At 62.3% G+C, this 23896-nt stretch carries 21 protein-coding genes; 6 read left to right on the forward strand and 15 right to left on the reverse strand.

Annotation, left to right across the window (positions count from 1 at the left end):
* Positions 1 to 40: 40 nt before the first annotated feature.
* The 11 genes from cydX to CTR2_RS20010 form a co-directional block, all read right to left on the reverse strand.
* A complete protein-coding gene (gene cydX / locus CTR2_RS19960) occupies positions 41 to 181 on the reverse strand; it encodes a cytochrome bd-I oxidase subunit CydX (protein WP_003053063.1) in 141 nt (46 codons plus the stop codon).
* 104 nt (positions 182 to 285) lie between these two features.
* A complete protein-coding gene (gene cydB, locus CTR2_RS19965; protein WP_087081599.1) occupies positions 286 to 1440 on the reverse strand; it encodes a cytochrome d ubiquinol oxidase subunit II in 1155 nt (384 codons plus the stop codon).
* A gap of 13 nt (positions 1441 to 1453) precedes the next feature.
* Positions 1454 to 3043, reverse strand: a complete 1590-nt coding sequence (locus CTR2_RS19970) for a cytochrome ubiquinol oxidase subunit I (protein WP_087081597.1) — start codon at positions 3041 to 3043, stop codon at positions 1454 to 1456.
* 31 nt (positions 3044 to 3074) lie between these two features.
* The gene (locus tag CTR2_RS19975; protein ID WP_087081595.1) at positions 3075 to 4799 is read right to left on the reverse strand and encodes an amino acid ABC transporter ATP-binding/permease protein; all 1725 of its coding nucleotides are present in this window, start codon (positions 4797 to 4799) and stop codon (positions 3075 to 3077) included.
* Positions 4796 to 6526, reverse strand: a complete 1731-nt coding sequence (gene cydD / locus CTR2_RS19980) for a thiol reductant ABC exporter subunit CydD (protein ID WP_176391609.1) — start codon at positions 6524 to 6526, stop codon at positions 4796 to 4798. The genes CTR2_RS19975 and cydD overlap by 4 nt, the downstream gene beginning before the upstream one ends.
* Positions 6527 to 6766: 240 nt before the next feature.
* On the reverse strand, positions 6767 to 7723 hold the full coding sequence (locus CTR2_RS19985; protein WP_087081593.1) for an NAD(P)H-dependent flavin oxidoreductase: 957 nt from the start codon (positions 7721 to 7723) through the stop codon (positions 6767 to 6769).
* 282 nt (positions 7724 to 8005) lie between these two features.
* Entirely contained in the window at positions 8006 to 9136 is a 1131-nt protein-coding gene (locus tag CTR2_RS19990; protein WP_087081591.1) for an ABC transporter substrate-binding protein, read from the reverse strand.
* A gap of 140 nt (positions 9137 to 9276) precedes the next feature.
* Complete coding sequence (locus tag CTR2_RS19995) at positions 9277 to 10209, reverse strand: electron transfer flavoprotein subunit alpha/FixB family protein (protein ID WP_310221436.1); 933 nt, start codon at positions 10207 to 10209, stop codon at positions 9277 to 9279.
* A 160-nt stretch (positions 10210 to 10369) separates the two neighbouring features.
* On the reverse strand, positions 10370 to 11119 hold the full coding sequence (locus CTR2_RS20000; RefSeq protein WP_012839288.1) for an electron transfer flavoprotein subunit beta/FixA family protein: 750 nt from the start codon (positions 11117 to 11119) through the stop codon (positions 10370 to 10372).
* A 401-nt stretch (positions 11120 to 11520) separates the two neighbouring features.
* Positions 11521 to 12297 (reverse strand): enoyl-CoA hydratase, encoded by a 777-nt coding sequence (locus CTR2_RS20005; protein WP_087081588.1) that lies wholly within the window; start codon positions 12295 to 12297, stop codon positions 11521 to 11523.
* A gap of 21 nt (positions 12298 to 12318) precedes the next feature.
* On the reverse strand, positions 12319 to 13278 hold the full coding sequence (locus CTR2_RS20010) for a histone deacetylase family protein (protein WP_043004825.1): 960 nt from the start codon (positions 13276 to 13278) through the stop codon (positions 12319 to 12321).
* A gap of 36 nt (positions 13279 to 13314) precedes the next feature.
* On the opposite strand from CTR2_RS20010, the gene CTR2_RS20015 reads away from it, so the two are divergent.
* Genes CTR2_RS20015 through mltB form a run of 4 tightly spaced genes read left to right on the forward strand, consistent with a single transcriptional unit; the run spans position 13315 to position 18575 of the window.
* Positions 13315 to 14235, forward strand: a complete 921-nt coding sequence (locus tag CTR2_RS20015; protein WP_087081586.1) for an AAA family ATPase — start codon at positions 13315 to 13317, stop codon at positions 14233 to 14235.
* Between the two features lie 34 nt (positions 14236 to 14269).
* A complete protein-coding gene (locus CTR2_RS20020) occupies positions 14270 to 15331 on the forward strand; it encodes a DUF58 domain-containing protein (RefSeq protein ID WP_087081584.1) in 1062 nt (353 codons plus the stop codon).
* Positions 15328 to 17436: a transglutaminase TgpA family protein gene (locus CTR2_RS20025; protein WP_087081582.1), complete on the forward strand. Its 2109-nt coding sequence runs from the start codon at positions 15328 to 15330 to the stop codon at positions 17434 to 17436. Before CTR2_RS20020 ends, CTR2_RS20025 begins: the two co-directional genes overlap by 4 nt.
* Complete coding sequence (gene mltB / locus CTR2_RS20030; RefSeq protein WP_087081580.1) at positions 17433 to 18575, forward strand: lytic murein transglycosylase B; 1143 nt, start codon at positions 17433 to 17435, stop codon at positions 18573 to 18575. Before CTR2_RS20025 ends, mltB begins: the two co-directional genes overlap by 4 nt.
* 69 nt (positions 18576 to 18644) lie before the next feature.
* Here mltB and CTR2_RS20035 read toward each other — a convergent pair whose 3' ends face one another.
* Positions 18645 to 19937 (reverse strand): branched-chain amino acid ABC transporter substrate-binding protein, encoded by a 1293-nt coding sequence (locus CTR2_RS20035; protein ID WP_087081578.1) that lies wholly within the window; start codon positions 19935 to 19937, stop codon positions 18645 to 18647.
* 91 nt (positions 19938 to 20028) lie between these two features.
* Here CTR2_RS20035 and CTR2_RS20040 point away from each other — a divergent pair, with 91 nt between their 5' ends.
* Both CTR2_RS20040 and wrbA read left to right on the forward strand, forming a co-directional pair.
* Complete coding sequence (locus CTR2_RS20040) at positions 20029 to 20412, forward strand: Hsp20/alpha crystallin family protein (protein WP_087081576.1); 384 nt, start codon at positions 20029 to 20031, stop codon at positions 20410 to 20412.
* A gap of 277 nt (positions 20413 to 20689) precedes the next feature.
* Positions 20690 to 21292 (forward strand): NAD(P)H:quinone oxidoreductase, encoded by a 603-nt coding sequence (wrbA, locus tag CTR2_RS20045; protein ID WP_087081574.1) that lies wholly within the window; start codon positions 20690 to 20692, stop codon positions 21290 to 21292.
* Positions 21293 to 21347: 55 nt separating this feature from the next.
* Here wrbA and tsaD read toward each other — a convergent pair whose 3' ends face one another.
* The 3 genes from tsaD to CTR2_RS20060 form a co-directional block, all read right to left on the reverse strand.
* Complete coding sequence (tsaD, locus tag CTR2_RS20050; RefSeq protein ID WP_034352676.1) at positions 21348 to 22388, reverse strand: tRNA (adenosine(37)-N6)-threonylcarbamoyltransferase complex transferase subunit TsaD; 1041 nt, start codon at positions 22386 to 22388, stop codon at positions 21348 to 21350.
* An 86-nt stretch (positions 22389 to 22474) separates the two neighbouring features.
* The gene (locus tag CTR2_RS20055; protein ID WP_003079039.1) at positions 22475 to 22930 is read right to left on the reverse strand and encodes a CBS domain-containing protein; all 456 of its coding nucleotides are present in this window, start codon (positions 22928 to 22930) and stop codon (positions 22475 to 22477) included.
* A gap of 153 nt (positions 22931 to 23083) precedes the next feature.
* Positions 23084 to 23794, reverse strand: a complete 711-nt coding sequence (locus CTR2_RS20060; protein ID WP_087081572.1) for a DUF937 domain-containing protein — start codon at positions 23792 to 23794, stop codon at positions 23084 to 23086.
* Positions 23795 to 23896: the final 102 nt, after the last annotated feature.

The following is a 23896-nucleotide window of genomic DNA, read 5'->3' on the forward strand; positions in this document are numbered from 1 at the left end:
GTCAGCTCAAGCCGACCGGGCTTTTCCATATCTTGACGACTCAGGCATCCGGCAGCGACTTGGTTCGCTCCAGCAGCTTGCGACGCGTTGCCTCGTCATCCATCAGCTCGAACCAGATCGCATTGAGCACGGCAAAGGCTGCTGCCAGCGGCAGACCCAGCAACCAGGCGAAATACCACATAAGTTTCCTTTCATTCGGCCCATCCAATGCATGGGCCAACAATATTCGAACCGCCCCTCACACAGAAGGAAGAACGCAGCATGGCGTCTGAGGGGCGTCCCATCTCAATACGAGTGACCCTGGCCGGTCACGATGGCTTTCACGTCCACCTTGCCTCGCAGCACCGAGTACACCCAGCTGGTGTAGGCCAGGATCAAGGGCAGGAAGATCAGCACGCACACCAGCATGATGAAGAGCACGACATGACTGGAAGACGAGTCCCAGACCGTCAGGCTGAAGCGTGGATCGATGCTGGAGGGCAGGATCATGGGGAACATGGCAGCGCCCACGGTCAGGATGATGCCCGCGATAGCCAGGCCGCTTGCCAGCAGCGCCAGCCACTCGCGACGGCTGCGCAGGCCGATGGCCACGATCAGCGGCATGAGCAGACCGATACCGGGCACCAGCCAGAGCCAGGGATAGGACTTGAAGTTGGCCATCCATGCACCGGCAGCCACGGCTGCGGTCTTGTTCAAGGGGTTGGAGGGACCGACGGGGTTGATCTCGCTGGTAATCACATAGCCGTTGATGCCCGTGGCCAGCCACAGGCCGGCGGCCGCAAACAGCACGGTGGTCAATACGGCAAACCATGTGCCGTACCTGGCCGCGCGGCTGGCGACTTCTCCATCGGTCTTGAACATCAGCCAGGCCGCACCATGCATGAGCAGCATGGACAGCGAGACCAGACCGCACAGCAGTGCAAAAGGCGTGAGCAGACCGAAGAAGCTGCCGTCGTAGTAAATGCGCATATCGTCACCCAGACGAAACGGCACGCCGAGAATCACATTGCCCACGGCCACGCCGAACAGCAGTGCAGGCACCAGACCCGTGATGCACAGCACCCAGTCCCAACGGTTGCGCCAGGCCTCATCTTCATGTTTGCTGCGGAACTTGAACGCCACGGGGCGCAGGATCAGCGGCACCAGCACGGCAAACATGGCCAGGTAAAAGCCCGAAAAGGACACGGCGTAAAGCTGGGGCCAGGCCGCGAAGATGGCGCCGCCGCCCAGAATCAGCCACACCTGATTGCCTTCCCACACGGGGCCGACGGAGTTGATGGCCGTGCGGCGCTCGACATCGGTCTTGGCCGTGGCGCGCAGCAGGCCCATGGCGCCGAGGTCAAAGCCATCGGTGACGGCAAAGCCCACCAACAGCACGCCGAGCAGCAGCCACCAGATGAGGCGCAGCACGTCATATGAAATCAGTTCATGCAAGATCATTTGGTTGCTCCTCTCAGCTTTGGCCGCGTGCCAGCTTCTTGATCATGGGTTCGTAGAGGCTGAGGTGAGGTTCGCTCTCATGCTCGGGGCCCTTCTTGATGGCCTTGACCATCAGCTTGAGCTCGATCACCAGCAGCACGGTGTAAATCAGCACAAAGCCGGCAATGGTCAACAGCAAGGTGGAGGCACCCAGGTTGGACACGGCCATGGCCGTGGGCAGCACACCTTCGATGATCCAGGGCTGGCGACCCAGCTCGGCCACCACCCAGCCGCATTCGGCGGCAATCCAGGGCAGCGGAATCGAGAACACGGCGACCTTGAGCAGCCAGGGGTAGGCGTCAAGCCTGTGGCGGGCAGCCAGCCAGAAGAAGGTGCCGGTCAGCACGATGAAGAACATGCCCAGGGCCACCATGACGCGGAAGGTCCAGAACAGCGGCCCCACCGGTGGCACGGTATCCATTGCCGCCTGGTGGATCTGCGCTTCGGTTGCCTTGCGGGGATCATCCACATAGCGCATCAGCAGCAGGGCGTAGCCCAGATTGGCACCATTGTTTTCAAAGCGCAGGCGTGCCTCGGCAGGAATCTCGGCATCGGTCTTGGCCTTGCGAATGGTCTGCAACGCATCGTAGGCGTCGATACCATTGCGGATATTGCCCTCGGCACTCTTGACCAGTTCGTTGATGCCGGGAATCGGGGTGTCCAGAGAACGTGTACCGATCAGGCCCATGACCCATGGAATGTGCACGGCAAAGTGGGTCTCGCGCGCCTCGCGGTCGGGGAAACCAAAGGCCGTGAAAGAAGCCGGTGCGGGCTCGGTCTCCCACATGGCTTCGATCGATGCCAGCTTCATCTTCTGGTGTTCCGAGGACAGATAGCCGGATTCGTCACCCAGCACCACCACCGACAGCGAAGCGGCCAGACCAAAGGATGCGGCCACCGTCATCGAGCGCTTGGCCAGATGGATGTGACGGCCCTTGAGCAGATACCAGGCCGAAATGCCCAGCACGAACAGCGAGGCCATGACGTAGCCCGCCGACACCGTGTGCACGAACTTGGCCTGCGCCACGGGATTGGTGAGCACGGCAAAGAAGTCATTCACTTCCATGCGCATGGTCTGAGGGTTGAAGCTCGCCCCCACGGGGTTCTGCATCCAGCCATTGGCGACCAGAATCCATAGGGCCGAAAAGTTGGTGCCTATGGCCATCAAGCAGGTGACGATCAGGTGCTTGACCTTGGAGAGGCGATCCCAGCCAAAGAAGAACAGGCCAACAAAGGTCGCTTCCATGAAGAAGGCCATCAAACCCTCGATCGCCAGCGGCGCACCAAAGATGTCGCCCACATAGTGGCTGTAGTAGCTCCAGTTCATGCCGAACTGGAACTCCATCACCACGCCGGTGGCCACACCCATGGCGAAGTTGATGCCGAACAGCACGCCCCAGAACTTGGTCATGTCGCGCCAGATGGCTCGTCCGGTCATCACATACACCGTCTCCATGATGGCAACGAGTATGGACAGGCCCAATGTCAGCGGCACAAACAGAAAGTGGTAGAGCGCCGTTATCGCAAACTGCAGTCGCGATAAATCGACGATATCGAGGTCCATGGTCAGGTCCTTTCTCTCGGTACTTTAAAAATCAATCGGAAAAACATATGGACTGCGGTGCAACAGCACCCAGCGCATCGGGTCGCAGCCTTGTCATCAGCTGCTCAAACTCTGGGGTGCCGTGCAGGGCTTGCGCTCTTACTTGCCCTGCCTGCAGATACACAATGCGATCGGCGAGACTCGCCTCACGCTGCCAATGCGTGGCAAAAATCAGCGTTCGCGCGCCGCTCTCGGCTGCCTGTGCCAGGCACTGCAAAACGTCAGCAGCAGTGACGGCATCCAGTCCCTCGGTCACCTCATCAAGCAGCCAGCAGCGGTCTGGGCTCAGCAGCAGTCTGGCCAGTGCCAGCCGGCGCGACTGGCCTCCGGACAGGCCGAGGCCTCCCTCACCCAGCATGGTGTCCAGCCCCTGTGGCAGGGCCATGACGTCGCTTCTGAGACCTGCAGCCTGCAGGGCGGCCCACAATTGCTCATCGCCGGCCCTGGCATCGGCCAGCCTCAGGTTGTTGCGCAGGCTGTCCTGAAAAAGCTCGGTTCTCTGTGTCATCCAGCTGCAACTGCGGGCCTGAACCACGCCCTCGTCCGGCTGCTGCTCGCCCGCCATCAAATGCAGCAAGCTGGTCTTGCCTGCGCCGCTGCTGCCGATCAGCGCCACGCGCTCGCCCTGGCGCACGTTCAGGTCTATCGGGCCCAATTGACGAAGTCGGACAGCCTGTAGGCTGACGGCCAGCTTCTGCACAGGCTGCTGTGGACTCTCTGCCACTTCGGCCTTGGCCGCCAGCGGGGGAGCCAGCCTGCGCAGCGCCAGCCAGGTACGTCCGGCCTGTTCTGCCCCTCTGCGCAGGGCTGCAAACGGCTCCATTGCCGACAGTGCCAGCAAAATACCCAGCGCAGCAACCGGCGCGTTGATGCGCTCCTGCTCTATCAACCAGGCCATCAGCAGCACGGATGCACTCAAGGTCATGGCAGACACCGCCCCATAAGCCTGGGCGGCAGCCGCTTCGGATTGATAAAGCCGCTCATCGGCCTGTGCACAGCGCGCATCGCTGTGCAGCACCTGTTGCACCTGGGCAGGCAACTGGCCTGCCATCAGCAGCTCGGTCTGGCCTGCAACCAGATCTACGGTCTGGGCACGCATGGCTTCCAGAGCCATGGCACGGCGCACGGCGGCCTTGCGGCTGCGCAAACCATGCCACAGGGCAATGCCCCAACCAGCCAGCAGCAGCCACGCCAGGGTCAACAGGCCCAGCCACCAGCGCATGAATCCGTAGGCCAGAGCTGCCAGCAAGGCCGCGCCCAGCGCCGCGACGGCCGGCACCAGCAGGCGCAGATAAAGATTGTCCAGGGCGTCCACGTCGGAGGTCAGGCGCTGCAACAGCCTTGCCGGGCGCTGCAACAGCAGGCGGGCGGCCTGCGGGCGAGCCCAGCTCAGAAACAGTCTCTGGCGCAAAGCGGCCAGCACGGCCAGCGTGGCATCGTGGGTCACCAGGCGCTCGGCATAGCGGGCACCGGTGCGGCCCACGGCCAGCAGGCGAATGCCGGCCGACGGCATGAACACATCGAACACCAGAGCCGTGGCAGGCACCAGCCCGGCCAGGGCCGTGGCCGTGATGAACCAGCCCGACAAGCCCAGCAATGCCATGCCCATCAGCACCGTGAGCGCTGCCAGGGCGGCACCGCCCAGCCAGAGCTTGCGCGGCGCCATCTGGCCCAGCAGCTTCAGCATTTCGCGCATTGAAATGTCCCGTGTCTTCATACCTGCGACTCCTGCTCCCGTCGCAACAGTGGCAGCTCGATCACGCGATCCATGGCTGCGGCCAGATGCGCATCGTGGGTCGCGACCAGCATGGTGCGCCCCCTGGCCAGATGGCGCAGAGACTGCGTGATCTGGGCCGCTGTCTCGGGATCCAGATGGGCAGTAGGTTCATCGACCAGCAGCAGTCCGGCCTGTGTCTGCGCGGCCATGCGCGCAAGGGCCAGTCTCACCACCTCGCCACCGGAAAGGCCTGCGCCCCCCTCACCCAGGCTTGCGCCGGGGCGATGCGCCAGGGCCTCGTCCAGTGCCGCCAGCTGCGTGGCTTGGGCAATCTGTTCGGGTCCTACAGAGTGGCGCCCCAGCGCAATATTGCGCGCGGCCGAGCCGGCAAAGACATGGGGCAACTGACCCAGCCAGGCCATGCGCCGGCGCAACTGGGTAGCACTGCCGGCCTCAAGCGTTTGCCGGTCGACTTCGATACGGCCTTGCTGTACCGGCAAAAGGCCGGCAATCTGCGCCAGCAGCACGGACTTGCCGCTGCCGCTGGGACTCCACAGCGCCACATGCTCGCCGGCCTGTATGTGCAAAGACAGCGGCGCGAGGCTGGAGTCACTGCCTGGCGCCTGGACCTTGAGTTCCGAAACGCTTACGGACACAGGCTGGCCAAGCCATGATTGCTCATCGACCGGAGATGCTTCAGCGGCATGCTGTGCACCGACAATCTGCATGGACTGCGCCCGCATGCTCTCCAAGGTCTGCAGCGCTGCCTCGCCTGCGGCTCTGTCATGCCAGACGGCCGAGAGATCGCGCAAAGGCTCGAAAAATGCCGGCGCCAGCAGCAGCACGAACATGGCCTGGCCCAGACCGAGCTTGTCGCCCCAGGCTCCGAAGTTCAGCGTGCCCAGCAGGTGAAAACCTATATAGACGGCCACCATGGCCACGCCCAGTGCCGAGAAAAGCTCCAGCACCGCAGAAGACAGAAAGGCAATGCGCAGCACGCGCATGGTGCGGGCGCGCAGACCTTCGGCATGGTCACGCAGCCGCTGACCTGTCAGTTCCACGGCATGCAGAGCACGCAACGTGCTCAGACCGCGCAGGCGGTCCAGCAGGAAAGCGTTCATATGGCCCAGCTGCAGCATCTGCTCTTCGCTGGCCGCCTTGGCACGCCAGCCCACGATCGCCATGAAAAGCGGAATCAGCGGCGCGGCAACCATCAGAATCAGAGCCGCCACCCATGACTGCAAGGCCACGGCAGCCAAAATCACCAGGGGCAGCAGACGCACACGCCACATCGCGCTCTGGTAACGCGCCAGCCACGGAACAATGGCCTCTGCCTGCTCGGCCATGGCGCTGGCGGCCTGGCCGGAGGCAGGGCGGCTCTTGTCCAGCGGCGATGCCTGAGCCAGCGACTGCGCCACCCGGGCGCGCAAGCTGCTGAGCTGCGCGCGCGCTGCACGGTTGGCCAGCATGCCGCCATGGCCTTCTGTCCAGGCTCGCAGCAAGCCCAGCAACAACACGCCAGCCGCCATGGGCCAGACGGCCGCCATGCCCTGACCGTTGGCCATGAGTTGCACAGCCCAGGCCAGCAAGGCTGCCTGCGGCAACCATATCAGAGCGGCAAACACCTGCCACACAGCTCCCGCGCTGGGGCGACGGATGACGCTCGCCAACTCGGCATGTGCTGTATCGACCTGATTGTCGGTGGAGGAAGAAGGGGTGTGCTGCATTTCTCAATTTTCAGTATTTACTGAAATTAACGGAATACTACTCTTCTTTTGACAATCATCATGACTTGATATGCAAAAGCCAATTGCAGGACCAGGCCTACATTGATACGCATCAACTCCGAAGCGATTTAACAAGGGTTAACCCTTGTTAAAGTCGTGCTTGAGCAACATCAAGCGAGCAAGCCGCCCATAAAAAACGGCGTCCGAAGACGCCGTTGGCACAGAAGATAGTGAACTGCCTCAGGCAACCAGCAGGCTGGCCTTGGCTTCGGCATATTCACGCTTGAGGCGAGCCACCAGCTCGGCCGTGGGCTGCACCTTGTCGACGGCACCGATGCCCTGGCCGCAGCCCCAGATGTCCTTCCAGGCCTTTTGCGCGCCGCCGCCAAAATTCATCTTGCTGGGGTCGGACTCGGGCAGGTTCTCCGGATCCAGACCTGCCGCACGAATCGACGGTGCCAGATAGTTGCCATGCACGCCGGTGAACAGATTGCTGTAGACCACGTCGTCGGAGTTGCCCTCGACAATCGCCTGCTTGTAGGCTTCCACGGCACGCGCCTCGTCAGTGGCGATGAAGGCCGAGCCGATATAGGCAAAGTCCGCACCCATCGCCTGGGCCGCGAGAACCGCTCCCCCCGTGGCAATCGATCCGGACAGCGCCAGCGGGCCGTCAAACCATTGGCGAATTTCCTGCACCAGGGCAAACGGGCTCTTCACACCCGCATGGCCGCCAGCACCGGCTGCCACGGCGATCAGGCCGTCGGCACCTTTTTCAATGGCCTTGCGCGCAAACTTGTTGTTGATGATGTCGTGCAGCACCACACCACCCCAGCTGTGCACGGCCTGGTTCACATCTTCACGCGCGCCCAGGCTGGTGATGATGATGGGCACCTTGTACTTGGCGCAGACCTGCATGTCGTGCTCGAGACGGTCATTGCTCTTGTGCACGATCTGGTTGATGGCGAATGGAGCCGAAGGGCGATCGGGGTGGGCCTTGTCCCAGGCAGCCAGAGTCTCGGTGATCTCCGCCAGCCAGTCCTCCAGCTGCTCGGCCGGACGGGCATTGAGAGAAGGCATGGAGCCGACAATGCCGGCCTTGCACTGCTCGATGACAAGCTTTGGATTGCTGATGATGAAAAGCGGCGAGCCGATGACAGGCAAAGCCAGCTTTTTGAGGGCGGGTGGCAGCTTGGACATATGTTGTCTCCTTCTTCGTTTTATAAATAAAAAAGGCTGTAGCGTTTATTCCAAATACGCAGGCAGCTCTTATTTCAGAAGCAGTTCGAAGGCCGGCTCACTGTTTGCACCCCTGTGCCGACGATGAGGCCGTCCGACTGGCCGGTGGCCAGTTTCGCCTGCCATGACACCACTTCCTGTCCCCTGGGCAACAGTTTCTGCATCTGTTTTGCACGGCGGATCATCGTGATGGAAGTGGCTGCAAAAAAGGCCTGAACGCGATGCGTTTCAGGCCTTGCTTTCTTACTGCGTCACACGCCCGGCGGCGTTGACGATGGACAGGTCCACATATTTGGATCCCACTTGCCCGGGCTTGAAGTTCACCCAGTAGCCGCCCAGGTCATAAGACTCCAGTCCGCGCAAGGCGGCACTCATTTTTTCCGGCGTCAGCGGCTGGCTGCGACGCATGGCCTCCACGATGACCTTGGCATTCACAAAGCCTTCCATCATGGCAAAGCTCACCGGAACGTCCAGGGACTTGCCTGCTGCAATCGTCGCGTCGCGAAACTCCTTGTTGAGCTTGCCCGATACCTTGTAGGGACTGGGCACTACCTGGGCAATCGACAGACCGCTCATGTACTCAACAGGAAGACGCTTGGCCAACTGCTCGATATCGGCCTCCGCCGTGGCATAGACTTGGGCGGTACCGCCCTCCATGCGATATGCCTCGACAAATGCCGCCGTGGCAGGGCTGGAAGCCACCAGCAAAATGGCTTGAGGCGAAGTCTTCGCAGCCTGCAGCTCCTGCACAGCCTTGTCCGAGCCACCTCGGCTCTTGAGCATGGCCGATCCCACCAGCTTGGCCCCGCTTGGGTTCACGGCCTTGGTCACCAAGGCCGTCAGCTCCTGCGCATCGGGACGCTCCTCGAACACCAACGCCAGCCGCGTGATGCCTACGGTGGCCAGATGGGTGGAAATCTTTGCGATCTGCTCGACAAGCCCTGCACGCGTGGAGAACATCTGGGGTGATGCCAGCACACGGGTGTCCGTGCTCTGATAACCCACCAGCGGAATCTGCGAGCTATCCAGAGCCTTGCTCTCCAGCAAGGCCGAGAGATTGCGATTGCCGAAATAGCCTGCCAGCACCACGGGCTTGGATTCGCTCAGCAGCTTGCGCGTCTTGGTCACGGTCTCTTCGGGATGGCCCACATCATCAAGCACGGCCAGCTCCACAGGTTGGCCCTGCACACCACCTGCCTTGTTGACCTGGTCAAAGTACAGACGCATGCCCTGCGCATAGGCCCGCCCCTGACTGGCTTCAGCCCCCGACATCGGGGCCACCTGACCTACCGTCCAGGCCTGCGCCACCAAAGCAGCACCTGCATACATGGCGACCAAACCGGCTCGCGCCAACACCCAATGCTTGCGATTCATTCAGAGTCTCCCTCTCCATCAATGCAGTGGGTCTGAAGCGCCCATGCAGCTGCCGAATTATTGTTGATGACCTGACCTGTACTAGCCAGGCGCCCATGGAAAAAGAGGGGCTTGAAGCCCCTCTTTTGATGTGCGCCAAATTACAGCGCGTTGACCAGCTCGGGAACGGCTGTGAACAGATCGGCTTCCAGACCGTAATCAGCCACCGAGAAGATCGGGGCCTCGGGGTCCTTGTTGATCGCCACGATCACCTTCGAGTCCTTCATGCCCGCCAGATGCTGGATCGCTCCCGAGATGCCGCAGGCAATGTACAGCTGCGGCGCCACGATCTTGCCCGTCTGGCCCACTTGCAGGTCGTTGGGCGCATAGCCCGCATCCACCGCAGCGCGCGACGCGCCGATGGCCGCGCCCAGCTTGTCGGCCAGCGGCGACATGACTTCCTGGAACTTCTCGGCCGAGCCCAGCGCGCGACCGCCGGAGACGATGATCTTGGCTGCCGTCAGTTCGGGACGCTCGCTCTTGGTCACTTCGCGGCCCACAAAGGCGCTCTTGCCGCTGTCAGCCACGGCTGCCGCCGTTTCCACGGCCGCCGAGCCGCCGCTGGCTGCCGCTGCGTCAAAGCCCGTGGTACGCACGGTGATGACCTTGACGGCATCGGCGGACTGCACGGTGGCAATGGCGTTGCCCGCGTAGATGGGGCGCTCGAAGGTGTCGGCGGAGTCGACCTTGGTGATGTCGCTGATCTGGGCCACGTCCAGCTTGGCGGCCACGCGAGGCGCCACGTTCTTGCCCGAGGCGGTCGAGGGGAACAGGATGTGGCTGTAGTTGCCGGCGATGGCCAGCACCTGGGCCGCCACGTTCTCGGCCAGGCCGTCCTTGAGGCTGGCGCCGTCGGCATGGATGACCTTGGAGACTCCGGCGATCTGGGCGGCAGCGGCTGCTGCAGCGGCTGCACCTTCGCCAACCACCAGCACATGCACATCACCACCGCAGGCCTTGGCGGCCGTCACGGTGTTCAGGGTCGCGGTCTTGATCGAAGCGTTGTCGTGTTCTGCAATAACGAGAGAAGTCATATTCAACCTCTAAATTTCTTTACGTTCTGGCGAAGTCCGAGAGAGGACATCAGCCCTTGGCAGCAGCGCAGCCTAGCGAGGGACGGCCAGCAAGGGCCGCCCCGCAGCCAAGGCCGTCGTCCCCCTTTGGGGGAAGGCGCCGCAGGCGACTCAGGGGGAGTCAGATGACCTTCGCTTCATTTTTCAGCTTGTCGACCAGGGCGGCCACATCGGCCACCTTGACGCCAGCACCGCGCTTGGCAGGCTCGGAGACCTTCACGGTCTTCAGGCGAGGCGTCACGTCCACGCCCAGGTCTTCGGGCTTGAAGGTGTCCAGCTGCTTTTTCTTGGCCTTCATGATGTTGGGCAAGGTGACGTAGCGGGGCTCGTTCAGGCGCAGGTCGGTGGTGATGACGGCGGGCGTGGACAGGGCCACGGTTTCCAGGCCGCCGTCCACTTCGCGGGTCACGTTGACCTTGTCGCCAGCGACTTCGACCTTGGAGGCAAAAGTGGCCTGGGGCAGGTCGGCCAGGGCCGCCAGCATCTGGCCGGTCTGGTTGGCGTCGTCGTCGATGGCCTGCTTGCCGCAGATGACCAGACCGGGTTGCTCCTTGTCCACCAGGGCCTTGAGCAGCTTGGCCACAGCCAGGGGCTGCAGCTCAACATCGGTCTCGACCAGAATGCCGCGATCGGCACCGATGGCCATGGCCGTGCGCAGGGTTTCCTGGCACTGGGCCACACCACAGGAGACGGCGATGACTTCGGTCACCACGCCTTTTTCCTTCAGGCGCACGGCTTCTTCGACGGCGATTTCGTCAAAGGGGTTCATGCTCATCTTGACGTTGGCGATGTCCACACCCGTGCCGTCCGACTTCACGCGGACCTTGACGTTGTAGTCCACCACGCGCTTGACAGGGACCAATACCTTCATTGCTGCGGCTCCTTAATGATTACTGCATTGACGTTTACGTAAACTGGATTCATTTTATGCGGCACCGCAACACTCTCTGCACAATTTTCCAGACAATCTGCCCGGAGATATGTGCAGCAGCCTTCGCAGGTGGAATGGCATAAAAAAGAACGACCGTTCAATTTTATGCACAAGCCTCGCGAAATCATGGGTCTCAGATGGGTCAAATCAGGGTAAAACCTAGGAATTGAGTCCATCAGTGCCATGCCTGCATCCAGATAGGCCTCACGGTAACACTGCCGGAAAGCAGCCTCGTCGTTCAAATGGACGGGCCGAAAACACAAGAATCCGCGCGGCGAACGACGCCATCCACGCAGCTCAGCCTGCCCAACAACGAAGGCTGGGGAGCGCAAATCCAGGGTTTAGCGCCAACGAGGCTTGCGCTTTTGTGCGAAAGCCTGAGCGCCTTCCTGCGCGTCGGTATCCAGCATATTGGTAGCCATGGTCTGGCCCGCCAGCTGATAAGCCGACTCCAGGCCCATTTCACGCTGGCGATAGACCAGCTCCTTGCCCATTCTGATGGCCACACGGGGCTTGCTCAAGATGGCAGACACCAGCTCTTCCACGGCAGCATCGAGCCGCTCCGGCTCGACCACGCGATTGAGCAGACCATAGTGCAGAGCCGTCTGCGCATCGATGAACTCGCCCGTCAGCAGCATCTCCATGGACTGTTTGATCGGCATGTTGCGCACCAGAGGCACGCTGGGCGTGGAGCAGAACAAGCCGTATTGAATGCCGCTGGTGGCAAAGCGAGCCTCGCTGCTGGCCACGGCCAGATCACACTGCGCCACCAACTGGCAACCTGCTGCCGTTGCGATGCCCTGTACTCTTGCAATGACAGGAACGGGCAGCTTCTGAATCGAGAGCATCATGCGGCTGCACTGGGCAAACAGCTGCTGGTAGTAAGCCAGCTCCGTATGGGCCGCCATGTCCTTGAGGTTATGCCCGGCGCAAAAGGCCTTGCCTTGGGCGGCCAGCACCACCACACGCGCCTGCTCACTCTTGGCCACGACATCCAGCGCCGACTGCAGGGCCATGAGCATTTCACTGCTCAAGGCGTTGAAACGCTGCGCGTCGCTCAACGTGATGCGTGCCACACCGCGCTCGTCCTGACTCAGTTGCACCAAGGAATCGCTCATTGCTGTCACCCTGCTTTCGGACTAGATATCGGCCAATACGCGCAGATGTGCTTCCACGCTGCGCGCCAGCGGGTCCATTACATAACCGCCTTCGAGACAGGAAACAATGCGGCCCTTGGAAAAACGCCGTGCGATGTCCTTGATGCGAGTGGTGATCCAGGCAAAGTCGTTTTCCGTCATGCCCAGCTGGCCCATATCGTCTTCGCGGTGCGCATCAAAGCCAGCACTGATGAAGATCATCTCGGGCTTGAATGCTTCGAGGCGCGGAATCCACATCATCTCGATGATCTCTCGAATGTCCATGCCCTTTGTGTAAGCAGCCACGGGCACGTTGAGCATATTGGAGGCCGGGTCCTTGTCGCCGCTGAACGGGTAGAAGGGATGCTGAAAGATGCCGCACATCAGCACGCGCGGATCACCAGCCAGGATATCTTCCGTGCCGTTGCCGTGATGTACATCAAAGTCGATCACGGCCACGCGCTTGAGGTGGTGGCGCTCCAGCGCATACTTGACGCCCACGGCCACATTGTTGAAAAAGCAAAAGCCCATGGCCTGATTGCGCGTGGCATGGTGTCCCGGCGGACGCACGCTGCAAAAAGCGTTTTCCAGTTCACCGGCCAGCACGGCATCGGTAGCCGCCAGCGTGGCGCCTGCAGCGCGCAATGCGGCCTTGAAGGTGTGACGGTTGATGGAGGTATCGGTGTCGAGCTGCCTGTACTCGGGCCCGCCAGCTGCCAGCTCCTGCTCCAGCCGGTCGGTCAGGCCCTGCAGGGCGGCAATATGCATGGGGTCATGCGCCAGCTCAATCTCGGCCAATGATGCCAGCGGCACATTGCAGCGCTCCAGCGCATCGCCCACGCCGCTGACCAGCAGCCTGTCCTCTATCGCGTCCAGCCGCGCCGGGCATTCAGGGTGGCCCGGCCCCATCTCGTGCAACCAGCAATCCCGGTGGGTGAAATAACCTGTCTTGCCCACAGTCATGTCTCCGCTATCGCTTATTTAGGATATGTTTCTGCCATGCATGCACAGAACACAATTAATGCGCTTTTGAGTCAGCTTAACACGGTGATGGAGGGCAAGCCGGATCAGGTCAGAGACGGTGTCGCCTGTTTGCTGGCAGGCGGTCACCTGCTGATCGAAGACGTTCCCGGTGTAGGCAAGACCACCCTGGCCCATGCGCTGGCACGCAGTTTCGGCCTGCAGTTCTCTCGTGTGCAGTTCACTGCCGACCTCATGCCCAGCGACCTCACGGGGGTCTCCATCTATGATCGCGGACAAGAGGCTTTTGTGTTCCATCCCGGGCCGGTGTTTGCCCAGGTATTGCTGGCCGACGAAATCAACCGTGCCAGCCCCAAGACCCAGAGTGCGCTGCTCGAAGCCATGGAGGAGCGCCAGGTCACGACCGAAGGCAAGACCCACAGCCTGCCCGCCCCCTTCTTTGTGATTGCCACCCAGAATCCTCTGGAGCAGCTGGGAACCTTCCCGTTGCCCGAAAGCCAGCTGGACCGTTTTCTCATGCGCATCAGTCTGGGCTATCCTTCGCGCGATGCCGAGCGCAAGCTGCTCGCGGGCAATGGCCGCCGCGCCGCTGCCGATGCACTGCTGCCCGTCATCTCCCAACAACAGCTGCAGCAACTGCAGGCTGCTGCTCTGGCCGTGCATGCCAGCGACGCCCTGCTCGACTATGTGCAGGACCTGATTGCCGCCACACGCAACGGCCAGTGGTTTGCCCAGGGCCTGTCACCACGCGCAGGCATCGCGCTGCTGCGTGCGGCCAAGACCATAGCGCTGATGGAAGGCCGCGACTATGTGGCGCCCGACGATGTGCAAGCCATACTTCCCCAGGTGATTGCCCACCGTCTGGTTCCCGTGGGCCAGGCAGGCCGCGGTGCCGTGGAGCAGGTGCGCGCCATGATGCAAGCTGTGCCGCTATCTTGATGCTGCCGATGTATGTCGTCATGAATTTCATAGCATGAAGCGCTCGGCATCAAAGGGCGAGCAGCCAGAGACATCCAATATCTTCCAGCGACTCTCACCCCGCGCCAGAGTGCGCGAGTGGATGTTTGCACGTCTACCGCGCAGCGACCAACTCACACTGACCCAGGGCAATGTCTACATCCTGCCCTCGCGCGCGGGCTGGGCCATGCTGGCCACGCTGATCGTGCTGTTGATTGCAGCCATCAACTACCAGCTCAACCTGGGCTACCTGCTCACGTTCCTGCTGGCAGGCAGCGCGGCTGCCAGCATGGTTGTGGGCCATGGCAATCTGCGCGGTCTGCAACTGAGCCTCAGCGGCGCAGGTACTCAAGGCAATGCGTCGGGCGGCTGCTTTGCCCATGCGCCCTGCCCCATGCATATCAGCCTGCACAATGCCCGCCGCTCGCGCCGCTGGGGCATAGGCCTCGCATTGCACAAGTCCCGGCGCAACACCGATCACTCTGATGCCTGGACCTGGGTCGATATCCCCGAACAGGGCAGCACCACCGTGCAGCTGAACTTCATGCCCACGCGCCGCGGTCGGCAGGAACTGCCCGCCATATCCATACTCACACGCTACCCGCTGGGCGCATTTCGCGTCTGGGCTCTGTGGCGACCCCAAACCCTGGTCTGGGTCTATCCCGCACCTGAAACCCATGCCCCACCGCTGCCAGCCGCCAGCCCCGAAGCCGGCGGCCGCAGCAGCGCCCAAATACGCAGCGGTGATGAATTCGATGGCGTGCGCAGTTATCAGACTGGCGACCCGCTCAAGCTAGTGGTGTGGAAGAAAGCGGCTCAGTCCTTTGCCGCAGGCAGCCACCAACTGGTCAGCCGCGACCGGCCCATGGCCCACCATCACCGTCTCTGGCTCGATGCGCGCCATACCGGCCTGGCCGACCATGAGGCGCGGCTGTCGCGCCTTGCTGCCTGGGTGCTGATGGCTCAGCAGCAGGGCCGAACCTGGGGCCTGCGCCTGCCCGGAGGCCAGGAAATCGCACCGGCCAGCGGTATGCAGCACACCACGCGCTGCCTCGAAGCATTGGCCGCCTGTCCATGAAAGCAACCGTCTCTTCCCCCGCCGGCAACTGGCGACAGCGCCTGACTGCCCTGCCGCGCGATGCACGGGACACGCTGTTTCTGCTCGCCGTCATCGCCTGGATCATGCTGCCTCAGGTTCAGCACACACCTTGGTGGACCAGCGCCTTCGCCGCAGCCCTGTTGCTGTGGCGCGCACGCCTGGCACTGACCAGCGCCCCCCTGCCCAGCCGCTGGGCGCTGGCGGGTGCCCTAGTCATCGCCATTGGCGCTACCTGGGCCACGCACAAAACGATTGTGGGCCGCGATGCCGGCGTGACCCTGGTCGTCATGCTGCTGGCGCTCAAGACACTGGAGTTGCGCGCGCGGCGCGATGCCATGGTGGTGTTCTTTCTGGGTTTTTTTGTACTGCTCAGCAACTTTTTCTATTCACAGTCCCTGCCTACAGCCATGGCCATGGTGCTCGGGCTGATGGGCTTGCTCACGGCCCTGGTCAACGCCCATATGACGGCCGGCAAGCCTCCATTGACACAGGCTCTGCGCACTGCGGGCTGGCTCGCACTCTGGGGCGCTCCCGTGATGGTGTCGCTGTTTCTGTTCTTTCCGCGCATGGCGCCGCTATGGGGCGAGCCATCCGACGATATGGCCGGGCGTTCGGGCCTGTCCGAAAGCATGCGCGTGGGCGAAATCGCCTCGCTGGCCATGGACGACAGCGTGGCCCTGCGCATCCGTTTCGATACCCCCGAGGGCAAGGAGCCGCCAGCCAACACCTTGTACTTTCGCGGCCCGGTGCTCAGCCAGTTCGATGGCCGCAGCTGGCAGGCCGACCCTGTGCTCGACGCCATGGCCATGCCTCAGTTGCGCGTGAGCGGTGAACCCATTCACTACCAGATGCTGATCGAACCCAGCAAGCGCCGCTGGCTGACCCTGCTGGATGCCGCCAAAACCGAACCGCAGATTCCGCCGGGTGCCTCGGTAGGCAGGCTGCGCATGAGCTCCAGCCTCCAGTGGCTGAGCTGGCGCCCGATTACCGATGTGCTGCGTGTCGATGCCCAAAGCCATCTCGACTTCAGTCATGGACCGCTGCAGCTCACTCCAGAGCTCAAACGTTATCTTCAACTGCCAGCCGGCAGCAACCCGCGCACACAGGCTTTGGGTGAGCATTTGCAGGCCGAATTGCGTACCCGGCCGGGCGCCGACGCGGATACGGACAGGCTGATCGCCTCCGCCCTGCAGCGCCTGAAAACCGGCGGCTACACCTACACACTGGAGCCCGGCGTGGTCGACAGCGTCCACACCGCCGATGACTTCTGGTTTGACAGCAAGCAAGGCTTTTGCGAGCACATCGCCTCGGCCTTTGCCGTGCTCATGCGCAGCATGGGAGTGCCCGCGCGCATCGTGACCGGCTATCAGGGCGGAGACCGCAACAGCGTGGACAATTACTGGACCGTGCGCAACAGCGATGCCCATGCCTGGACCGAGGTCTGGATTGCCGGCCGGGGCTGGGTCCGTGTGGACCCCACGGGCGCTGTTGCACCCAGCCGGGTCGGCCTGTTCCAGCGCCTGAGTGCTCCCCCCGGTGCCTTTGCCAGCGCTGTTGGCAACTTCGTCGATACCGGTACGCTGGAGAAGCTGCGCGCCGTCTGGGAGGCCGTCAACAACCGCTGGAACCAGTGGGTGATCAACTACACGCAAAGCCGTCAGCTCAACCTGCTGCAGAGCCTGGGCTTCGAGTCGCCAAACTGGATGGATCTGCTGCGCCTGCTGGCGGGCTGCTTGAGCGCTCTGGCGCTGCTGTGGCTGATCTGGGCCTGCGCCACACGTCCGCAGCGCGACGGCTGGAGCCAGCTCATGCACGCTGCCAGGCTGCGGCTGCAGCGCGCAGGCATAGCAAGCGGTGCCAGCGACTCCGCACGCAGCCTGTCGCACCGCGTGCAAGAGAGCTGGGCCAGGGAATCTGCATCCGCGCCCCTGGCTGCGGCCTTATCCGACTGGCTGCTGGACATGGAAAGGCTACGCTATGCGCCATCCTCCAATACCGAAGCCACCGAACTGAAGACCTTGCGCCGACGCTGGCTGTCCATCCGGAAGCAACGCTGGCCCTATCCCTCAAAAAATAAAACATGAGCATCACCCTCAATAACAGCAAGCACCTCAAAGCTAAAACACTGAGTACTCTGGCCCTGTGCCTGCTGACTGCCAGCGCCATCGCCGCACCGGCCAAAAAAGCCGTCCGCAAGGCAGCACCGGCAGCCGTAGCCACGGCTGCCGCCGCCACGGCCGTGGCCTATGCCGGTCGGGGCGACGCCATGCAACTGGCCGAAGAAATCGCAGTCCGCCGCGATCTGCCTGTCGACTGGGTGCGTGCGCAGCTGAGCGAAGCGCGCAACCTGCCCGTGGTCACACGCCTGATGACGCCAGCCGGCAAGACCTTTGTGAAGAACTGGACGGTATACCGCAGCCGCTTTATCGACCCCGTGCGCATACGCGCCGGCGTGAAGTTCTGGCAGGCCAACCACCAGGCGCTCGCGCGTGCCGAGCAGCAGTTCGGCGTGCCCGCAGAGATCATCGTCGGCATCATCGGCGTGGAAACCATCTACGGCCGCAACATGGGCAACTTTCGCGTGATGGATGCTCTGGCCACGCTGGCACTGGACTTTCCGCAATCCCACCCCCGCGCCCAGGCCCGCAGCGACTACTTCCGTGGCGAGCTCGAGCAGGTGCTGGTCACGGCCAGCCGCACGGGCAGTGACCCGTTTGCGCTACGCGGTAGCTATGCCGGCGCCATGGGGCTGGGTCAGTTCATGCCCACCAGCTGGGACAAGTACGCCGTCGACTTTGACGGTGACGGTCGCATAGACCTGTTCAACAGCGCTACCGACGCCATCGGCTCGGTCGCCAACTACTTCGTCGGCCATGGCTGGAAGCCTGGCCTGCCCACGGCCTTTACCGTGGACATGCGCGCCCAGGGTGAGAATCTGGCAACCCTGCTTGCACCCGATATCAACCCCACATTCACTGCCGCGCAGATGGCAGAACGCGAAGTACGTGTGCTGGGCGCCGACAGCTATGAGCGTCCGCTGGCACTGATCGAGCTGAAAAACGGCAGCTCCGGCCCCACGGAGTACATCGCGGGTACCGAGAACTTCTACGCCATCACGCGCTACAACTGGTCGGCGTTCTATGCGCTATCGGTCATAGAGCTGGGGCGCGAGGTACACGAAGCCTATCTGGGCAACCAGACGGCCTCCGCCACTAAAAACTAAGTCAAATCCGGCTGCAGCACTTTATCAAAAAGCGCTGGCAGCTATGGATTCAGTAGCCACCCAAGCGCTTCAAAAGCGCTTCATCGGACATTGGCTGGGCATCTCGGCCCTGGCGGCCGCAATCTCGCGCACGACCTTGAAGCCGTAGCCCGAGCCTTCGACGTCAAAGTCCACGCCGGGGCTGCCGCGCTTTTCCATCATGCCCACCACCAGTGCTTGCTGAAACTGGTGGTCCGCCGCGCGCATGCTGCCCGAGCGGCCCGCCAGCTGGACCCTGGCATGCTCCAAGGCATGGGCCACGGCGACGGTGTCCGTGCTTCCGGCTTTTTCGAGGCTCTGTGCAAGAGCCTCGATCATGAGCTGCATGCGCATATGCACATAGTCGTCCTGCGGCCTGGGAAAGCGCTGACGGAAGGACTGGTAGAAGGCACGGCTCTCGGCCGTGGACACATTGGGCAGCCAGTCGGCCACGGCCAGCACCTTGCCCACGCCGGCATCGCCCAAGGCCGCCGGGGCTCCCAGGGCATTGCCGTAGAAGGTGTAGAAGCGCCCCTCGTAGCCTGCCTCGCGCGCAGCCTTGACGAGCAGCATCAGATCATTGCCCCAGTTGCCGGTGATCACGGCCTGGGCACCGCTTTGCTTGATCTTGACCGCATAGGGCGCAAAGTCCTTGACGCGGCCCACGGGGTGCAACTCGTCGCCCACAATGCGCACATCGGGCCGTTGCATGCCAAGCTGACGCCTTGCTTCGCGCAGCACGGCCTGGCCAAAGCTGTAGTCCTGCCCGATCAGATAGGCACTGTATACGGCCTTGTCGTCCTTGATCACCTCCATCAGCGCAGCCATGCGCATATCGGCATGGGCATCGAAGCGGAAATGCCAGAAACTGCAGCGCTCGTTGGTCAGCGCCGGATCCACGGCCGAATAGTTCAGATACAGCACACGGCGCGAAGGGTCCCGGCTGTTGTGCTTGTCGATGGCGTCGAGAAGCGCCGCCGCCGTGGCCGACGAGTTGCCCTGCATGATGATGCGAGCACCGCTGTCTATGGCCGCACGCAGCGCCGACAGTGCCTCTTCGTTCTGGCCCTTGCTGTCATAGCGCTCTATCACCAGCTCATGCAGACCGTCGGCCAGGCGCACGCCGCCGCGCGCGTTCACCCGCTCCGTCGCCCACAGCAAATTGCGAAACACTGCCTCGCCCGTGTTTGCAAACGGGCCCGAAAGACTCTCCACCAGTGCCAGCTTGATGGGTTGCGCAAGCTTGGCCTTGGCTGCAGCCACAGCAGCGCCAGCAATGCTGAACGGCGCGCATAGTAGTGGCAACTGCAGGTATTTCAAGGCATCACGGCGCAATTTATTCATCAAAAATACCTCTTGAAATGCGCTTGCCGCCACCTACCTATGAATCAAGCGGCAACAACGCAAGCCGCGCAGTTTAAAGGAGTTAAACACCATGTTCTTCGCCCCTGTGATGAGCCGTAATACCTTTGTATCCCCTCGCGCCGCCGACTTGGCCCTGCAACGCTTTCTGCAGGAAACCCTGGGCGCTGCAAGCCCCGTACAACGCCAGGTTCAAGTCAGCCGCGATGAAAAATTCACCACTCTGACCCTGGATGTGCCAGGCCTGGCACGCGAGCAACTCAAACTCTCGCTGGAAGGCTCTGTCGCCAAGCTCGAAAGCGTGGAAGGCGCAGCCCGCCAAGTCAGATACACCTGGGACCTGGGTCATGAAATCGATGCTGCCAACAGCAAGGCCAAGCTCGAGCATGGAGTGCTGACGCTGACCCTGGCCAAGCTCGAGCCTCAGAGCAAATCCGTGACACTCAGCATCGAGTAAGCGCTGTTTACGCCGACCGGCCAGCCTCATCCTTTCTTCCATCTCCTCTTAGCAAGAGGTCGGCCGGAAAGCACAAAGCCCGCACTGCCTTTGCGTTGCGGGCTTTTTTCATGCCAATGCCATGGCCGATTCCGGGAGTTGAGCTGATTCGGCGCCTTGGCCTACAGGCGCAGACTGCCAGTACGTGTCGCGCTGCCATCTTGAATTCCTACACTGTGGGTTCAGTCGGGTGCGCCATTGCTGCACCGCTTTCCAACCCCGTTTGAGGAATTCACCCATGGCGAAAGTGCTGGTTCTCTACTACTCCATGTACGGACATATCGAAACCATGGCTCAGGCCGTGGCCGAAGGCGCCCGCAGCGTCAGCGGTGCCGAGGTCACCGTCAAGCGCGTGCCCGAAACCATGCCCGAGGATGTCTTCAAGAACGCAGGCGGCAAGGCCAATCAGGCCGCAGAAGTCGCCAGCCCCTCCGAGCTGGCCGGCTACGACGCCATCCTGTTTGGCGTGCCCACGCGCTTTGGCAATATGCCGGGTCAGATGCGCAGTTTTCTCGACCAGACCGGCGGTCTCTGGGTCAAGGGGGCCCTGATCAACAAGATCGGCAGTGTCTTCACCTCGACCGGCACCGGCGGCGGCCAGGAAATGACGGCCACGACCACCTGGGCGACACTGGCTCATCACGGCATGATCATCGTGCCGCTGGGCTATCCGCTGCCAGAGCAGACCAATCTGAGCGCGGTCAAGGGCGGCAACTCGCCTTATGGTGCTTCGACGATTGCGGGTGCCGATGGTTCGCGCCAGCCTCATCCCGACGAACTGAGCATTGCCCGCTACCAGGGCCAGAACGTGGCGAAACTCGCCGTAAAGCTGGCCGGATAAGCGCAGGCAGCCATGAAAAAAGCAGCCGCCCGGGCTGCTTTTTTGCTGTACGGACTCACCTGAGCGAATCCAGCGGCCAGCGCGGCTTCACATCAAACGCGTATTCATGCAGTGCCTGTTCGCGTCCCGCCTGTATGCGCATGGCGGCAGCCATGGCAATCATGGCGCCGTTGTCGGTACACAGATGCAGCTCGGGGTAGTGCACGCGGATCTTGTGCTTGGCGCAGGCTTCATTGAGCTGCTCGCGCAGCTGCTTGTTGGCCCCCACACCTCCCGCCACCACCACGCGCTTCATGCCGGTCTGCTTGAGTGCGGCCATGGTTTTCTTGACCAGCACGTCCACAATTGCGGCCTGCGTGCTGGCGGCCAGATCGGCCTTGCGCGCTTCCAGCTCTTCACCCAGCTTCTTGGCCTGGGTCAACACGGCCGTCTTGAGGCCGGCAAACGAAAAGTCCAGGTCACCCGAATGCAGCAAGGGGCGAGGCAGCTTGAAGGCCTGAGGATCGCCGCCCTCTGCCAGCTTCGAGAGCACGGGACCGCCCGGATAGGGCAAGCCCATGAGCTTGGCCGATTTGTCGAAAGCCTCGCCCGCCGCATCATCGATGGTTTCACCGAGGATTTCGTATTCGCCCACGCCGTCCACACGCATGAGCTGGGTGTGCCCCCCCGAGACCAGCAGGGCCACGAACGGGAACTCCGGCGGGTCGGCACTCAGGAAAGGCGAGAGCAGATGGCCTTCGAGGTGGTGCACGCCCAGCACGGGCTTGTCCAGCGCGGCTGCCATGGCGCAGGCTGCACCGGAGCCGACCAGCAAAGCCCCGGCAAGACCCGGTCCGCGCGTAAAGGCAATCACATCGACGTTTTCGAGCTGCTCCCCGGATTCGGCCAGCACCTTCTCGGTCAGCGGCAGCACACGGCGAATATGGTCACGGCTGGCCAGCTCGGGCACCACACCGCCATAGGCGCGGTGCATTTCAATCTGGCTGTGCAGCGCATGGCTCAGCAAGGTAGGCACACCTTGGCCGTCCGGCGTGCGCACCAGGGCCACACCGGTTTCATCACAAGAGGATTCGATTCCCAGGATCAGCAAACTCATGGCCGCAAGTGTAGGACTTGCGCCTTCCAGATGCAGAAAAGGCGGACATTAGCCCTGCCCGCCTTCACTATTCAATTCATAGCAACCTACGGTTGATTCACATTGGGTGTCCCGGAAATATAGTGTTCCAGCTGATGGATCGTGAACTGCTGGGCCGAGATGATTTCCTTGACGATGTCGCCAATCGAAATCAGCCCCTGCAGTTCGCGGGTCTCGCTGATCACGGGCAGATGGCGCATGCGATTGCTGGTCATCAGCGACATGCACTCCTCGCTGGTCTGGCGCGGCAGCACGCAATGCACCTTGCGCGTCATGACCTCGTCCACGCGCGTGCTGGCCGAGCTTCGGCCCTGCAGCGCGATCTTGCGCGCGTAGTCGCGCTCGGTCACGATACCGGCGATCTCGCCACCTTCCAGCACCAGCAGCGCGCCAATGCTTTTTTCCGCCATGAGCTGCAGCGCAGCCAGCATGGTGTCGGAGGGAGAAACGCTGTAGATAGTGCTGTTGCCCTTGGCGCGCAGAATTTCGGCGACGGTCGTCATCTGGTTCTCCTTTCTGGATCGGCCTGTCATGCAAAACGCATGACGACATGACCAGTGTGAGAATCCTGCTGCATTGCGGCAATCAGGCTATGCCCGTATACAAAAACAAAAAAGGCAGCCAAAGCTGCCTTGATACTGTCACTCAATCCGGGCTCAGCGCCGACCGCCCAGCAGCCCCGCGCCCAGCTTGAACAGATCTCCGGCATCGAGCTTGCCGTCGCCATTCTGGTCGAGCAGGCTGCCGAGAATACCCCCTGCCGCACCGCCTTGCGACTGGATCTGGCCACGCTCCTGATCCAGAGCATTGCCCAGGTCGCCGGCCCCCATGCCCTGCGACTGGACTCGATTGGCCAGGAAGGACATCACCAGCGGAGCCAGCAGCGCCAGCAACTGACCTGCATTGCCCCCCAGGCCCGTGGCCTGGCCCAGCCGGGACTCGGCCTGCTGCTGCTGACCGCCAAAGATATTACCCAGGATGGCGCCAGCATCCAGTTGCGAGTTGCCGGCACCGGAGCCGCCTCCCAGCACCGAGCCCAGAATGCTGCCCAGCCCACCCAGGCCGCCAGCCGCACCGGCACCACTGCCCGCACCGCCCAGCAGGCCGCCGAGTCCACCCAGCAGACCGCCCATATCCATCGCTCCATTGGCACTGCTGTGATCGCGCTGCAGCGCACCGAACAGATCGGCGGCGCCCTGAGGCTGGGCCGTGTTCTGGCCCAGCGCACCAAACAGCATGGGCAGCGCCACGCCCACGGCCTGCTCGGCCTGCACGGAGTCGATGCCCAGTTGCTGGGCCAGGCCCTGCATGGGAGCGCCCTGCAGCTGGCCCATGAGTTCGTCGGTCAAAGATGCGTTAGCGGTCATTTCAACACTCCTCAAAAACAGCGCACATGGTACGCGCGCTCTGTGTCCCGAAATGTGATCAATGTTCATTCACTACGCAAGCCCCTCCCGGGCTATAGACCA

It is taken from the genome of Comamonas thiooxydans, from assembly GCF_002157685.2.
In the GTDB taxonomy this organism is placed as follows: domain Bacteria; phylum Pseudomonadota; class Gammaproteobacteria; order Burkholderiales; family Burkholderiaceae_C; genus Comamonas; species Comamonas testosteroni_H.

What these genes read in the sequence shown, in the direction of transcription:
- cydX (WP_003053063.1), bottom strand. Translation starts at nt 181, where the DNA reads ATGTGGTATTTCGCCTGGTTGCTGGGTCTGCCGCTGGCAGCAGCCTTT.
- CTR2_RS20055 (WP_003079039.1), bottom strand. Translation starts at nt 22,930, where the DNA reads ATGACGACCGTCGCCGAAATTCTGCGCGCCAAGGGCAACAGCACTATC.
- wrbA (WP_087081574.1), top strand. Translation starts at nt 20,690, where the DNA reads ATGGCGAAAGTGCTGGTTCTCTACTACTCCATGTACGGACATATCGAA.
- CTR2_RS20010 (WP_043004825.1), bottom strand. Translation starts at nt 13,278, where the DNA reads ATGACTGTGGGCAAGACAGGTTATTTCACCCACCGGGATTGCTGGTTG.
- CTR2_RS19975 (WP_087081595.1), bottom strand. Translation starts at nt 4,799, where the DNA reads ATGAAGACACGGGACATTTCAATGCGCGAAATGCTGAAGCTGCTGGGC.
- tsaD (WP_034352676.1), bottom strand. Translation starts at nt 22,388, where the DNA reads ATGAGTTTGCTGATCCTGGGAATCGAATCCTCTTGTGATGAAACCGGT.
- CTR2_RS20035 (WP_087081578.1), bottom strand. Translation starts at nt 19,937, where the DNA reads ATGAATAAATTGCGCCGTGATGCCTTGAAATACCTGCAGTTGCCACTA.
- CTR2_RS20005 (WP_087081588.1), bottom strand. Translation starts at nt 12,297, where the DNA reads ATGAGCGATTCCTTGGTGCAACTGAGTCAGGACGAGCGCGGTGTGGCA.
- CTR2_RS19970 (WP_087081597.1), bottom strand. Translation starts at nt 3,043, where the DNA reads ATGGACCTCGATATCGTCGATTTATCGCGACTGCAGTTTGCGATAACG.
- mltB (WP_087081580.1), top strand. Translation starts at nt 17,433, where the DNA reads ATGAGCATCACCCTCAATAACAGCAAGCACCTCAAAGCTAAAACACTG.
- CTR2_RS20015 (WP_087081586.1), top strand. Translation starts at nt 13,315, where the DNA reads ATGCATGCACAGAACACAATTAATGCGCTTTTGAGTCAGCTTAACACG.
- cydB (WP_087081599.1), bottom strand. Translation starts at nt 1,440, where the DNA reads ATGATCTTGCATGAACTGATTTCATATGACGTGCTGCGCCTCATCTGG.
- CTR2_RS20020 (WP_087081584.1), top strand. Translation starts at nt 14,270, where the DNA reads ATGAAGCGCTCGGCATCAAAGGGCGAGCAGCCAGAGACATCCAATATC.
- CTR2_RS20060 (WP_087081572.1), bottom strand. Translation starts at nt 23,794, where the DNA reads ATGACCGCTAACGCATCTTTGACCGACGAACTCATGGGCCAGCTGCAG.
- CTR2_RS20025 (WP_087081582.1), top strand. Translation starts at nt 15,328, where the DNA reads ATGAAAGCAACCGTCTCTTCCCCCGCCGGCAACTGGCGACAGCGCCTG.
- CTR2_RS20000 (WP_012839288.1), bottom strand. Translation starts at nt 11,119, where the DNA reads ATGAAGGTATTGGTCCCTGTCAAGCGCGTGGTGGACTACAACGTCAAG.
- CTR2_RS20040 (WP_087081576.1), top strand. Translation starts at nt 20,029, where the DNA reads ATGTTCTTCGCCCCTGTGATGAGCCGTAATACCTTTGTATCCCCTCGC.
- cydD (WP_176391609.1), bottom strand. Translation starts at nt 6,526, where the DNA reads ATGCAGCACACCCCTTCTTCCTCCACCGACAATCAGGTCGATACAGCA.
- CTR2_RS19995 (WP_310221436.1), bottom strand. Translation starts at nt 10,209, where the DNA reads ATGACTTCTCTCGTTATTGCAGAACACGACAACGCTTCGATCAAGACC.
- CTR2_RS19985 (WP_087081593.1), bottom strand. Translation starts at nt 7,723, where the DNA reads ATGTCCAAGCTGCCACCCGCCCTCAAAAAGCTGGCTTTGCCTGTCATC.
- CTR2_RS19990 (WP_087081591.1), bottom strand. Translation starts at nt 9,136, where the DNA reads ATGAATCGCAAGCATTGGGTGTTGGCGCGAGCCGGTTTGGTCGCCATG.